Raw genomic sequence first — 13001 nt, forward strand, 5'->3', positions numbered from 1 at the left:
CAGCACACCTGCTCAGCGCGAGCCTGCCCGGCACACCGGGAACGCACCGGGTCAGGAGCGGCGCGCGAGTTCTTCGAGCCGTCGCACGCGGTCCGCGATCGGCGGGTGGGTGGAGAACAGCCTGGCCAGGTTCTCCCCCGCCCGGAACGGCGACGCGATCATCAGGTGCGACTGCGACACCACGGCCGGTTCCGGGGCCAGCGGTGCGGCCTGCGTGCCGTACTCCAGCTTGCGCAGCGCCGACGCCAGCGCGAGCGGGTCGCCGGTGAGTTCCGCGCCGGACGCGTCCGCCTGGTACTCGCGCGACCGGCTGACGGCGAGCTGCACGATGGCGGCGGCGATGGGGCCGAGGATGGCGATGAGCAGCACCGCGAACGGGTTGGGCCGGTCCTCGTCGTCACCGCCGAAGACGCTCGCGAAGATCGCCAGGTTCGCCAGCATGCTCACGGCGCTCGCCAGCGCCCCCGCGACGCACGAGATGAGGATGTCGCGGTTGTACACGTGCGACAGCTCGTGCCCGAGCACGGCGCGCAGCTCCCGCTCGTCCAGCAGCTCCAGGATGCCGGTGGTGCAGCACACGGCCGCGTTGCGCGGGTTGCGGCCCGTCGCGAACGCGTTGGGAGCCGCGGTCTGGCTGAGGTAGAGCCGGGGCATGGGTTGCCGGGCGGTCATCGCCAGTTCGCGGACGATGCGGTACATCGCGGGCTGCTCGACCTCCGACACGGGCCTGGCCCGCATCGCGCGCAGCGCGAGCTTGTCGGAGTTGAAGTACGCGTAGGCGTTCACGCCCAGCGCCACGAGCAGGCCGATGACCAGGGCGGTCCGTCCGAACAGCGAGCTGATCCCGACGATCAGCGCGCCCATGGCGCCGAGCAGCAACGCGGTCTTCAACCCGTTGTAGTGCTTGTGCACGTTGCTTCGCCTCCGGGTTCCTACTTCCTCTCCCTCAACGCGCCAGGGCGGCCCGGGGTTCCGGAACCCCCACGTCCCGGGCGCGTGGCGGCGGTTTCCGGGGCGGGTTCGGCGGCCGGATCGAGCTTCGGCGGCGGTGGCACGTGCGCCACCCACGTGCTCAGGACGTCCCGTTCGTGGACGAGTTCGGCGACCGCCCCGACGCCGTCCGGGGTGCCCGTGCCGGGGTAGGAGAAGTCGGGCGCCCAGTGCAGCGCGTCGAACGGGCAGGCCTCGACGCAGATCCCGCAGTACAGGCACTGCCCGTAGTCGATGGCGAACCGGTCGAGCACGTTGCGCGCCCTGGGCCGGGCGGAGCCGGGCTGCTGCTCGACCTCGGTGTGCGAGTCGATGTGGATGCACCAGTCGGGGCACTCGCGCGCGCAGATCATGCAGACCGTGCAGTTGGCCTCCAGCAGCGCGATCACGCCCCGGGTGCGGGGTGGCAGGTCAGGCACGGTTCTCACCTTCACGTCGAGGGCCCCAGGACGGGTCGGGCACGCCGGGCGGCGCGGCGCGGCGACGGCTGGGGGCGGAGGAGCCGTCTTCACCGGGTTCGAGTCGTCCCGGCCATGGTCTGACCACCCGCGAGGCGAGCACGAAATCCTTGCGCAGGGGGAAGCCGGCGAACGTCGCGGGCAGCAGGAGGCGTTCCACCGGCTCGGCCAGTGCGATGCCGAACATCTCGGCGGCTTCCCGCTCGTGCCACGCCGCGCCCGCCCACAGCCCCGCCACGCTGGGCAGCGTCTCGTCGCCCAGCTCGGTGCGCAGCAGGACGCCCTGCTTGGTGTCCGGGTGCAGCACGTGCAGCAGGACGGCGTGGCGCAGGCCGGACGCGCCGGGGCGGCCCGCGTCCTCGACGCCGAGCCAGTCGAACGCGACGCAGCCCAGGTCGTGGGCGGCTCGGGCGGCGTCGAGCCAGTGTTCCGGCGGCACGTGCGCGGTGGTCTGGCCGAAGGCCGTCTTGACGGTGGCGTGCGGGATGCGGGCGGCCAGGTCGGCGGAGGCGGCGGTCATGACACGAGCCGGTGGAGGGCGGCGAGGCCTTCGAGCAGCGCCTCGGGGCGGGGCGGGCAGCCGGGGACGGCGACGTGCACCGGCAGGGCCTGGTCGATGCCCTTGGTGACGCTGTAGGAGTCCCAGTACGGCCCGCCGGTGTTGCTGCACGCGCCGACGGACAGGACGTAACGGGGTTCCGGCATCTCCTGGTACGTGGCGATCACCGCGGGCAACATGGCATCGGTGACCGTGCCGGAGACGATCAGCACGTGGGCCTCGCCGGCGGCGTGCGCCACGTCGACCCCCAGCGCGGTCAGGTCGTGCGGCCGGCCGCCTTCGAGCGCCGCCATGACCTCGACGCCGCAGCAGGCGAGCCCGAGGTCCAGCACGGTGACCCGGTACGTCGTGCCCCAGTCCAGGGTGGAAACCGTCACATCGGGTCAGGTTAATACGTGGGGGCCCGCCAGGCTTGCGCCCGGCGGGCCCCCAACCCCCCAATACTCCCCCATGATTGCTCCCAGGCGGACTCGCAACTGGTTGCCGCAGAAGTCTCTTACGGATCGCGTATACCTGTCCAGGGAAAGCGGTCAAGATCTTCGGATAATTTCACCGCCAACTGTGGTCAAGTTCAGTACAACTAATCGGTAGAACACTTCGCCCCGACCCGAGAGGCCCCGATGTCCACCTCGGCCCGGCTGCTGCTCCCCGCGGGCAACCAGCTCAGCAGGCTCCTGCACACCTCGCCACTGCTGCTGGACACCACGTTGGACCAGCTCAGGACCCTGATCACGGTGCACGAGACCCGGTCTGCGCTGCGGGCCGCACGCGTGCTCGGCCGTGAGCAGTCCAGCGTGCAGAAGCAGCTCGACACGCTCAACCGGAACTTCAAGTCGCTCTGCGGCGAGCCCCTGGTCGTCAAGCAGGGCCGGGGAAAAGACGTGCTGATCACGCCGACCGGCGAGGCGTTGGTGGAATTGGCGAAGCAGACGCTGAGTGACTGGCTGGATTCGATTCACGAGTGCCGCCGCAAGCTCGGCACCACGCTCACCGTGGGCACCACGCGGTTCATGCTCGACTCGCTGGCGAAGGCGTGGCACCACGTGGCCGACGACTTCCGGCGGCGGGACGTGGAGCTGAAGGTCGTGCACATCCGGACCAAGGACATCTGGCACAAGCTGGAGAGCAAGGAGGTCGACATCGTCTGCGGGAGCGTCGTGACGCCGGCCGGGGGCGGCTCGGACTTCGCGGACTTCGACGTGATCGAGTGGCGGCGCGGCGGGCTGGCGCTGCTGACGAACCTGCCGGAACACCGGCTGGGCGCGAGCGTCGGCACCGGGGAGTTGCCGAAGCTGCCGCTGGTGGTGCCGGGCGACGGGCTGATCGCGGAGTTCCTGCGCGGCTGGTTCGGGCCGGACTACCGGAACGAGTTGGACATCGCCGCGGAGATCGACGAGATCCAGTACGGGATGTCGCTGCTGCGCTCGGGCCTGGTCGAGGGCTGCATGATCGTCACCTCCGGGCTGGGCGTGGTGGCCGCGAACAACGAACTCCGCGAGGGCTCGGGCCTGCGGGTGGTGGAGCTGAAGAACGACCGGAAACCGGTGCTGGAACGCCTGGTCGGGGTCTTCGCCCGCAAGGAGGAGCGGGCGAAGTTCCCGTCCGACCACCCGCTCAACCTGCTGTGGGCGGCGTTCCAGCGCGAGGTGGCCGACTAGCGGTCAGGCCGATCGGGCCCGCCGCTGCCGCTGCGCCTGCCGAACCAGCCACTCCAAGCCGCTGAGCTGCTTGGGAACCTCTCTCCTCTCCCGTTCCACCCGCTCCTCCTGCTGCTGCTGGGGCTGAGGCGACGGCCGCCGGTCGTCGAGGTCGTTCATGGCGCGCTCCCTACCTTGGTCGACAGCGAGTGCCGTCGATCGGAGCACTCCCACCCCCCGCCCCGCTAGCCCGGTCAGTCCTATGGGTGAAGGGCTGACCGACCGCGGGGTGCGCCCGGCGTGCGCACGCGGCCGGCGGTATCCGGAATCGCGGACGAGACCGATCACCTTCCGTGGCGCGGACGTGCCCTGCCCTTGCCTGCGGTGATTACGGCGAAAGTGCAGGTGGAAGCGGGCGGCGACGGCGATGAGGACGCCGTGATGACGGCGTGGTGACGGGCCACGACACGGTGGTTCTCGTCCCGAAGAACGCCGGACGGAGCGCGGACGATCAGCACCCGCGGCACGCGACGCCGGCGACGAATGAGGAGAACGAATCAATGCGCGCTAAGAGAGTGTTGATCGGCCTCGCGGCGATGATCGCCTCGATCACCGGGAGCGTCATCTCCGCTCCGGCGGCCTCCGCCGCGACCATCCACGGATGCCCGGAGGTCTACTTCTGCTTCTACTTCAACAGCAACTACGAAGGTGCCCGCGCCGATTACCTGCGTTCGGACGGCAACCTGGAAAACGAGACGTTCAACAAGGGCGGTTCAAACGGCCAAGGCGTCCAGGTGAAGAACAATGCCGCCTCGGTGGTCAACAACTGGTCCTACACCGCGACGGTCTACTACAACAGCGGCTGCAACGGCAGCTTCGCGTCGCAGTCGTTCGGCACGTATTCCGCGAGCAACTTCAACGCGGTCATGAAGAACGAGAACGCGAGCTTCAGGTGGCCCGAGAGCTGGAGCGTCTACAGCGACTGCGCTAACCGCGACCAGTTCTAGCCGGCAGGATCGGGGTCGCGCCAACGCGGCGCGACCCCGACCGCACATCGGAGGTCCAGCCGTGGTCACATCCGACCACCCGCCGCGCCGCCTGACCCACCGCGCCACCAACGCCTTAGCGGCGGCCGTAACGGTCTTCGCACTCGCCGGATGCTCGACGCCGCCCACCGCCACGTCCGTCACCGCGTCGGACTCGGCCAAGCCCGAGTTCGACACGGCCGACCTCGACGCGGCGCTCGCGAGGGTGCCCGCGGACGTGTCGTCGGTACACGGCCTCGACCTCCCCCTCGACCGGTCACTGCTGGCTCCGGTCGAGGAACTGGAGGTCATCAAGGCACGCAACACGCTGATGGAGCGATGCCTCACGAACCACGGAATGACGTTCACCTTCCCCCCGGTCGATCCCGCGCGGCACGCCAACAAGCCGAGACGACACGGCCTGGTCGACGCGGGCGAGGCAGCGGCCTACGGCTACCGCGACCCGGCGGTGTTCGCCACGCGCGGCCCCACACGGGCCGTTGAGCCAACGCCCGACGTCGTCTCGGTGATCACCGGCACGCGCCACGGCAAGGTCGGCGGACGCGACGTGCCGCCCGGAGGTTGCGCGGGCGAGGCGGACCGGACGCTTGCGGCCGACGCGAAACCCGGCCAGGAGCCGGTGAGCTTCGGACTGAGCCGCCGGAGTCACGAGATCACCCGAACCACCCCACCGGTGACGGCGGCTGCCGCCGCGTGGTCGTTGTGCATGGCGGAGGTCGGTTTTGATTACGACAATCCGGACAATGCGATCAACGATCCGGCGTTCAGCGCGGGCCGTCCGTCCGAACACGAGATCGCCGTCGCCACGCAGGACGTGCGGTGCAAGGAGCGCGTCGAGTGGGTCAGGACGTGGGTCGCGGTCGAGCGCGCCGTACAGGACGTGCTCATCAGCCGACACGGCCCCGACCTGGCTCGGGAGCGGGGGCACAGGGATCAGCAGCTCGCGGCGGCACGCGAGGTCAACGGCTGACGGCCGCCGCGTGGCGGAAGGCCCTGGTGACGACCTCACCGGGGCCTTCGTTTCGCAACGCAGGATCAGCCTCGGAGTTCCATGGTGCAAAGCTGTGAGGCCCCCGTGCGCACCTTGGTCCGCGACGGGCGCGGAGCCGGCAGACTGGGTTCGGTCGGCGTAGCACGTGCACGAGGCGGGAGCGGCATTGCGCAGGCGGACCGAATACGACTTGTTCATCAGCTACAACACCGAAGACCGTCCCCTGGTGCGCAAGTTGGCCGATGACCTGCGCCGCTTCGACGTGCGGGTGTGGTGGGATGCCTGGGAGATGAAGCCCGGCGACTTCATCCGCGACCGGATCAACGACGGCATCACGTCGGCCGGCTACTTCCTCGCGGTCCTGTCCCCCTCCGCGCTGCAGTCGAATTGGGTGAAGTACGAACTCACCTCAGGGATGCTGCTGGAGATTGAGCGGGAGGGAGTCCGGGTCGTGCCCGCTCTCGTGGCGGGGCTGCACGTCGGCGGCCTCCCGGTGGACTTGCGAGCCAAGAAGTGCCTGCTGCTGGACCCGGACAATTACCGGGCGAGCGTCGAAGAGCTGGTCGACCTGATCAAACCCGAACGCCGGCAACGCGCCGAACTGCTCGCCCGGCTGCGCGATCCCAAGGACATGCTCAGGTCGGCAGCGGCCCTGCGGCCGTACGCGCTGCACCAGCACGACCAGACCGTGGAGAAGGCGGCGCTGGAGGGCCTGCGCAAGATCGGCGGCCCGGAAGCGGTGGTCGTCGTGACCGAACGCGCCCTGAACACCTGGGGCGTATCGGCGATCGATCGGGCTCTCAAGACGCTGATGCGGATGAGAGCCGACTCGGGCCTGCTCGCCTTCTGCACCACGCTGCTCCGCGACAGCCGCGACCTGGCCGAGAAGATCAACACGATTGGCGAAACCACCCCCGAGGTCAGCGAGGCACTCGCGGACTTCGAAGGCATTACCAACTGGGAAATCGCCGATAGACTGGGGAAGGTGCTGGACGTTTTCTACACCAGCGCAAACCCGGAAATCCGCTACGGAACAGCCCTGAGCCGTGCCCTACTGCCACCAACCCACCTGACCGGCAAACTGGACCCCCCACCGGAAGGTCTGACAGCCGAGGCCGTCAAGTTCGCCGACCAGGCACTGCCGAACCTGACCGCAGTCCTCCGAAACTGCGACCGATACGGGCTGTAACCCCTGTCTGGTGCGGCTGCGTCGAGCCCGCCGAACGGTCACTGGACGAAGCCTCATTGACGACGGGCGAAACGATCGTGCTGGTCAGATCTGATGCACGGATCTGACCAGGAACGACCGCGACTGGAAGCGCTATGAATCAATCCCGCAGCTCCATCGTGCAGCGCTGCGGTGCTCGCTGTTTTGCCTGGTGGTTCCTTGTTCCGGCCCGGTTGTCGTGGGGTTGTTCCGTCGGTGTTCCGCCATCCGGGTTGAGGGGGTGTGTTGGTCGTCGTAACCCGCTGTTCGCCGGGCACGATGTGTCCGGGTACAGGGCGTGAGGGTGGGTGGTGCGGTGGTGGACGGCTGGGACTTCTTCGTCTCGTATACGCAGGATGATCGGCCGTGGGCCGAGTGGGTCGCGTGGGAGTTGGAGGAGGCCGGTCACCGGGTCCTGATCCAGGCGTGGGACATCGTGCCGGGCAGTAACTGGGTTGCTTCGATGCAGGAGGGTGTGCGCCGGTCGGAGCGCACGGTGGCGGTGTTGTCGTCGGCTTACGCGCGGTCGACGTTCGGGGCGGCGGAGTGGCAGGCCGCGTGGCGTGATGACCCGGTGGGCGGGGACCGCAAGTTGCTCGTGGTGCGGGTGGAGGACTGCGAGCGGCCGGGGCTGCTGGGGTCGGTGGTGTCGGAGGACCTCTTCGACCTACCGCCTGACGAGGCTCGTGGGCGGCTGTTGCGGGTGGTGAAGGGCGCTGTCGAGGGGCGGTTGAAGCCCGAAGTCGCGCCGGGGTTCCCAGGGCGGGGGCGGGCGGTGGTCCGGGAGCCGCGTTTCCCAGGTGCAGTACCCGAGGTGTGGAGCGTGCCGGCGAGGAATCCGAACTTCACCGGCCGTGTGGCATCGCTGTCGGGATTGCGGGAGGCGATGCGGTCGGCTACGACGGTGGCGGTGCACTCGCTGCGGGGTCTGGGCGGGGTCGGCAAGTCCCAACTGGCCATCGAGTACGTCCACCGGTTCGCTGCTGATTTCGACATGGTGTGGTGGGTTCCCGCCGAGCAGCCCTCGTTGATCCCTGACCACCTGGTCAACCTGGGCGCGGCGTTGGGTGTGGACGCGGGTGTCGATACCACCGCGACGGTGGCGAGGGTGCTGGCCGAGCTGCGGAGGCGTCGGCGGTGGTTGTTGGTGTTCGACAACGCCGAGGACCCCGACGCCCTGCGGCCGTATCTGCCGTCCGGGGACGGGCGGGTGCTGGTCACCACCCGCCGCAACGGGTTTCGTTCGCTGGGCACGGTGCTGGACGTGGACGTGTTGGATCGTGCGGAGAGTGTGGCGCTGCTGCGGCGTCGCATTCCGGAGGCGACCGTCGAGGACGCCGATGCGCTGGCCGAATGGCTGGGTGATCTGCCCCTGGCGCTGGAACAGGCGTCGGCTTACCTGGAGGCCACGGACCTGCCGATCATCGATTATCTGGACTTGTTGCGTACCCGCACCGCCGAGATGTTCGGCCGGGGCCGGGTCGCCGGTCGTGAGGAGACACTGGCGACGTTGTGGAGTGTGTCGCTGACGGCCCTGGACAAGCAGGACCGGGCGGCGGTGCAATTGTTGGACCTGCTGGCGTGGATGGCGCCCGAACCCGTTCCCTTGGACCTGTTCACCACCCACCCGGACGCCCTTCCCGCCCCGTTGGCAGAGGTCGCTGCGGACCCGGTCCGGTTTACGGAGACAGTCGGTGCGTTGGTCGGCTGGTTCCTGGCCCGTCGGTCCGGCCACGAGGTGACCATCGCCCACCGACTGCTCCAACAATCACTTCGTTCCCGCACCACACCGCCAGCACCGACACAAAACCCCGCGCCCCCGGCCGCAGCAGTACAAGAACTGCTCGCGGCCGACCTACCCAGCCAAATCATGACCACTCCGGAGAACTGGCCACGGTGGCGTGCGCTCCTTCCCCACGTCCTGACCATGCACGAAGACATCACGACAACCCCTGTCGCCACCACCAAACACAGCGCCTGGCTACTCGACCGCGCAGCCACCTACCTCCAGACCCACGGCCGCCCCAGTGAGGCCCGGCCCCTGTTCGAGCGGGCTCTGGCTATCGCCGAGACCGCCTACGGACCCGACCACCCCACCGTCGCCACCCGCCTGAACAACCTCGGCCTCGCGTTGAGCGACCTCGGCCGACCCGCCGACGCACGGCCCTTGTTCGAGCGGGCTCTGGCTATTACCGAGACCACGTACGGACCCGACCACCCCACCGTCGCCAACCGCCTGAGCAACCTCGGCCTCGCGTTGAGCGACCTCGGCCGACCCGCCGACGCACGGCCCTTGTTCGAGCGGGCTCTGGCCATTACCGAGACCACGTACGGACCCGACCACCCCGAAGTCGCCACCTGCCTGAACAACCTCGCCGGCGCGTTGAGCGACCTCGGCCGACCCGCCGACGCACGGCCCTTGTTCGAGCGGGCTCTGGCTATTACCGAGACCACGTACGGACCCGACCACCCCACCGTCGCCACCTGCCTGAACAACCTCGCCGGCGCGTTGAGCGACCTCGGCCGACCCGCCGACGCACGGCCCTTGTTCGAGCGGGCTCTGGCCATCGACGAGGCCGCGTACGGACCCGACCACCCCACCGTCGCCAACCGCCTGAGCAACCTCGGCCTCGCGTTGAGCGACCTCGGCCGACCCGCCGACACACGGCCCTTGCTCGAGCGGGCTCTGGCCATTACCGAGACCACGTGCGGACCCGACCACCCCGAAGTCGCCACCTGCCTGAACAACCTCGCCGGCGCGTTGAGCGACCTCGGCCGACCCGCCGACGCACGGCCCTTGTTCGAGCGGGCTCTGGCCATCGACGAGGCCGCGTACGGACCCGACCACCCCACCGTCGCCAACCGCCTGAACAACCTCGCCAGCGCGTTGAGCGACCTCGGCCAACCTCCCGACGCACGGCCCTTGTTCGAGCGGGCTCTGGCTATTACCGAGACCACGTACGGACCCGACCACCCCACCGTCGCCACCTGCCTGAACAACCTCGCCGGCGCGTTGAGCGACCTCGGCCGACCCGCCGACGCACGGCCCTTGTTCGAGCGGGCTCTGGCCATCGACGAGGCCGCGTACGGACCCGACCACCCCACCGTCGCCATCCGCTTCAACAACCTCGCCACACTCCTACGAGAACTTGGGCACACCGAACAGGCACAATCACTCGCCGAACGCACCAACCGCAGCCGACCTCCCAAATAGCCGCACACCCACCAGCCCCCAAACAGACGTCGGCAAGCCTGTGGGCTGGTCGATGCCGCTAAGGCGTCGAGCTGGCCACAGGTGCGGCAGCCGAGCGCCAAGACCAGCTCGACCAAGCCAACACCTCGGCGCTCGTCCCAAGCTCCGAACGCCGGAAGCATGACCGCAACACAAGCGAATCGGTCCGACCACACGGTTCCCTGCGGGGGCTGCTGGCCGTGGCCTCCGGCTGTTGTGGGCGGGTTCCGGTGCCTCGCGCGTCGCGCCCGTGGGCCGCCAGGCCCACGTTGGCGCGACCGACAACACCGCCGGAGCCTGCCCACAACAGCCTTCAAGGGCACGAACGGCCAGCGGCCCCCGCAGGGGGCCGCCTTGACCAAGAAAAGAAACTCTGAACACGATTGTCGAGCAAGCTAGACGTTACGGGGCAGGTGCCGGCCCTACCAGCCGTCGGTTTCGTCGTCTAGGTTCTGACGAGGAGTTCGTGTGACCACCTCGAACAGATCATCGAATGCGAACGGTGTCAGCGCTGTGACCGCTCCTGCGATGAACGCCGCACCTGGGCTCAAAGTGCCGTCCAATACCCGTTTCAGGGTGCTGCGGTTGACTTCCATTGCCTTTGCTAGGCCGTAGATACTTGTGAAACCTGCGAGGGCCGATGCCTTTTGGAAAGCGTTGGCCCGCAGCTTGATGGTTAGCGCCAACTCGGCCTCGTGGTGGTGTTGGGGCCGTGCCCTGCGTGTAGCTGGTTTGATCGGCTCATGAGAGGACGTGGTTGCAGCAGCTCGTTGACTTCCCTGATGGAACGGCTGGACTCGGCCCTGCCGCCGTAGCGACCAGTTGGCCGTCAATCCCCTCCGAGCGGTTGACGAATTCGAGTGCGCGTCGGGTGCTGTCGGTGGCGTAGGTTGAGGTTCCATCAGGGAAGATGCCAAGGACGTGGTCGGGAAGCTCGATGATCCAGGCTGCAACCTCCCTGTCCTCGTCTACTACCGCGTAGACGTTCGGAACTTGTGCGATCATATCGGCGAGCGTGGTCATGTGGATTTGCCTTCGTGTTGCCTATGGTGGTGCGACCACACTCGTGGGCAAGGGCGAGAGATTCCATACCAATTACCGATACGGTATCGGAGGTGCCACTATCCGCTGATCAGCCCTATGGGTCGACTGATTATGAGGTGCGCGGGGTGGCTGGTGAGCAATCCTGGGGCCGGGGACGCGTGCGACATCGGCTCCCGGCTCGTGCCTAGACTCGCGGACCCATCGCGGGCAGTAGTGCGCCGGACACGTCCAGGAAATCACGGACGGCGGGTGAGTCGCGGTGTTCGCGTAGGCGGGTGCGGAGGTCGGCGACTGCTTCGACGGAGCGGGAGGACTTGACAGTCGCTGCGAGTTTGGCGGCGGCCATGCCGGCGGAGGCGGCTGCTTCCAGGTCGTGGTTGTCGATCGCGGAACGTGACAGGGCTGCCTGGGCCATGGAGCCTCGGCGGGCGCGGTTTTGGCGTTCGGATTCGGTGATCGACAGGCCGGCGAAGTGGGCGGCTTCCTCGGGGCGTTGGAGGTCGCGGAAGGCGTGGGCGTATTCGCCGTTGAGGTAGGCCGGGTCGATGAAGCGGGCCCACTCGGGTTCGTTGTCGTGGTTGACGTTGCCGAACGCGGTTTCGGACAGGTGCACGCTGCGGGCTGCGGCCTTGGCGTCGCCCATGGCTGCCTCGGCGCGGGCCTGCAATGCCCACAGGTCGGCGAGAGCGGCGTCGGAGTGGCCTTGCGCTAGACCGGCTCGGCCTGCCTTGGCGAGTTGTACGGCGTGGTCCGGGTGGCCGGTGAGGGTGGCCTGGTCGGACAGGCCTGCCAGGACGTGTGCGCCTAGTTCGGGGCTGTTGGCGGCTTGGGCCAGGCGCAGGGACTGGATGAGGTAGCGCTGGGCCAGCGAGTGTTCGCCGTTGTCGAAGGCCATCCAGCCCAGCAGGTAGAGCTGTTCCGCGGCGGCCTCGAACAGTGCCCGGCCGGTCTCGGTGGTCGGGTCGTTGCTGCGCAGCAGCGGGACGACTTGTGAAGTCAGGTACGTCGAGAGCTGTTCGCGCGCGTGGCCGCCGCCGCGCATGACGTCCAGCTCCTGGAAGACGCCGAACGTGCGGCGGATCGCTTCTACCTGCTCGCTGCTGACCTTGCCTCGCGCCGCGCCTGCCTCGTCCAGGGTGGCGAGCAGCCAGTCACGGCTGGGGGCGACGGATGCGGCGACGCTGAACAGTGCGCCGGTGAGGAAAGTCCTGCGCTCCATGTCGTGCCTCCCGAGTTCGGCCACTACTTCCACCGTAGCCGGGAGTGATGCCGCGTACGAGAGCCCGAGGTCGGCTAGTGATTTATCTTGCGCCCCTTGGGTTTCCGCATCGCGGACATCGTGCACCCCTCCGTTGAACCACCGGAGGTGGCGCGGCACGCGCAGGGCGTTGCACCAGCGTTCCAGGCGTTCCAGGTCGGTGACCGGCCGGCGGGAGCGTTCGACCTCGCTCACGCGTCCCTGCGTCAAGTCCAGCCAGGCTGCGAGCGTGGCTTGAGGCAGTGTGGGGCTCTGGGCCTGGCGGTAGGCGCGGAAGACGTGGCCGATGTTGCGGGACTCGAACGCTTCGCGGATGGCCGGTTGGTTCCAGAAGTCGGCGGGCAACGTCGGTGCGTGCATGGCCTGGGCAGCGGCGCAGCGTCCGCACTGGGTGCCCCGGTTGTCGGTGGCCAGCCAGGTGTCACACGTGCGACAGCGACGCTTGCCCGTGTTCACCCGCTCCCCCTTCAAGCTGCTTCCATTTCGGAGTGTAACCCGCTGACTACTGGGCTGAGCTGCGGTTAGTGGTGTCGCCGATATCCGCATCGCTCATTGGTATGGGATCGATCTTCCGCGCGG

The 13001-nt window shown here is 68.4% G+C and carries 14 protein-coding genes; 6 read left to right on the top strand and 8 right to left on the bottom strand.

What is annotated here, in order from left to right:
• Positions 1-51: 51 nt before the first annotated feature.
• Genes htpX through ACQPZF_RS39355 form a run of 4 tightly spaced genes read right to left on the bottom strand, consistent with a single transcriptional unit; the run spans position 52 to position 2384 of the window.
• Positions 52-912 (bottom strand): zinc metalloprotease HtpX, encoded by an 861-nt coding sequence (htpX, locus tag ACQPZF_RS39340; protein WP_433265908.1) that lies wholly within the window; start codon positions 910-912, stop codon positions 52-54.
• 20 nt (positions 913-932) lie between these two features.
• The gene (locus ACQPZF_RS39345; RefSeq protein ID WP_433265909.1) at positions 933-1409 is read right to left on the bottom strand and encodes a 4Fe-4S binding protein; all 477 of its coding nucleotides are present in this window, start codon (positions 1407-1409) and stop codon (positions 933-935) included.
• A complete protein-coding gene (locus tag ACQPZF_RS39350; protein ID WP_433265911.1) occupies positions 1402-1968 on the bottom strand; it encodes an NADH-quinone oxidoreductase subunit C in 567 nt (188 codons plus the stop codon). Before ACQPZF_RS39350 ends, ACQPZF_RS39345 begins: the two co-directional genes overlap by 8 nt.
• Positions 1965-2384 carry an NADH-quinone oxidoreductase subunit B gene (locus ACQPZF_RS39355; RefSeq protein ID WP_433265913.1) on the bottom strand — a complete coding sequence of 140 codons (420 nt, stop codon included), beginning with the start codon at positions 2382-2384 and terminating at the stop codon, positions 1965-1967. The genes ACQPZF_RS39350 and ACQPZF_RS39355 overlap by 4 nt, the downstream gene beginning before the upstream one ends.
• 243 nt (positions 2385-2627) lie before the next feature.
• Between ACQPZF_RS39355 and ACQPZF_RS39360 the strand changes: the two genes are divergently transcribed.
• A complete protein-coding gene (locus ACQPZF_RS39360; RefSeq protein ID WP_433265915.1) occupies positions 2628-3665 on the top strand; it encodes a LysR family transcriptional regulator in 1038 nt (345 codons plus the stop codon).
• Positions 3666-3668: 3 nt separating this feature from the next.
• Here ACQPZF_RS39360 and ACQPZF_RS39365 read toward each other — a convergent pair whose 3' ends face one another.
• A complete protein-coding gene (locus ACQPZF_RS39365) occupies positions 3669-3824 on the bottom strand; it encodes a hypothetical protein (protein WP_433265917.1) in 156 nt (51 codons plus the stop codon).
• A 120-nt stretch (positions 3825-3944) separates the two neighbouring features.
• Here ACQPZF_RS39365 and ACQPZF_RS39370 point away from each other — a divergent pair, with 120 nt between their 5' ends.
• From ACQPZF_RS39370 to fxsT, 5 genes are all read left to right on the top strand, one after another.
• Positions 3945-4100, top strand: coding sequence for a hypothetical protein (locus ACQPZF_RS39370; RefSeq protein ID WP_433265919.1), 156 nt, complete (start codon positions 3945-3947; stop codon positions 4098-4100).
• Entirely contained in the window at positions 4097-4651 is a 555-nt protein-coding gene (locus ACQPZF_RS39375; RefSeq protein ID WP_433265921.1) for a peptidase inhibitor family I36 protein, read from the top strand. Before ACQPZF_RS39370 ends, ACQPZF_RS39375 begins: the two co-directional genes overlap by 4 nt.
• Positions 4652-4895: 244 nt before the next feature.
• Complete coding sequence (locus tag ACQPZF_RS39380; RefSeq protein WP_433265923.1) at positions 4896-5660, top strand: hypothetical protein; 765 nt, start codon at positions 4896-4898, stop codon at positions 5658-5660.
• A 211-nt stretch (positions 5661-5871) separates the two neighbouring features.
• The gene (locus ACQPZF_RS39385) at positions 5872-6870 is read left to right on the top strand and encodes a toll/interleukin-1 receptor domain-containing protein (RefSeq protein ID WP_433265925.1); all 999 of its coding nucleotides are present in this window, start codon (positions 5872-5874) and stop codon (positions 6868-6870) included.
• Positions 6871-7186: 316 nt separating this feature from the next.
• Positions 7187-10102, top strand: coding sequence for an FxSxx-COOH system tetratricopeptide repeat protein (gene fxsT, locus ACQPZF_RS39390; RefSeq protein ID WP_433265927.1), 2916 nt, complete (start codon positions 7187-7189; stop codon positions 10100-10102).
• Between the two features lie 440 nt (positions 10103-10542).
• Here the strand turns inward: fxsT and ACQPZF_RS39395 are convergent, their stop codons facing one another.
• The 3 genes from ACQPZF_RS39395 to ACQPZF_RS39405 form a co-directional block, all read right to left on the bottom strand.
• Positions 10543-10806: a transcriptional regulator gene (locus tag ACQPZF_RS39395; protein ID WP_433265929.1), complete on the bottom strand. Its 264-nt coding sequence runs from the start codon at positions 10804-10806 to the stop codon at positions 10543-10545.
• Between the two features lie 55 nt (positions 10807-10861).
• Complete coding sequence (locus tag ACQPZF_RS39400; RefSeq protein WP_433265931.1) at positions 10862-11143, bottom strand: hypothetical protein; 282 nt, start codon at positions 11141-11143, stop codon at positions 10862-10864.
• 205 nt (positions 11144-11348) lie between these two features.
• Positions 11349-12878 (bottom strand): helix-turn-helix domain-containing protein, encoded by a 1530-nt coding sequence (locus ACQPZF_RS39405; protein ID WP_433265933.1) that lies wholly within the window; start codon positions 12876-12878, stop codon positions 11349-11351.
• Positions 12879-13001 lie beyond the last annotated feature (123 nt).

It is taken from the genome of Actinosynnema sp. CS-041913, assembly GCF_050942485.1.
GTDB lineage: Bacteria > Actinomycetota > Actinomycetes > Mycobacteriales > Pseudonocardiaceae > Actinosynnema.

Excerpts from the sequence above, each read along its gene's own strand:
- ACQPZF_RS39365 (WP_433265917.1), bottom strand. The coding sequence starts at position 3,824 with ATGAACGACCTCGACGACCGGCGGCCGTCGCCTCAGCCCCAGCAGCAG.
- ACQPZF_RS39400 (WP_433265931.1), bottom strand. The coding sequence starts at position 11,143 with ATGACCACGCTCGCCGATATGATCGCACAAGTTCCGAACGTCTACGCG.
- ACQPZF_RS39360 (WP_433265915.1), top strand. The coding sequence starts at position 2,628 with ATGTCCACCTCGGCCCGGCTGCTGCTCCCCGCGGGCAACCAGCTCAGC.
- ACQPZF_RS39350 (WP_433265911.1), bottom strand. The coding sequence starts at position 1,968 with ATGACCGCCGCCTCCGCCGACCTGGCCGCCCGCATCCCGCACGCCACC.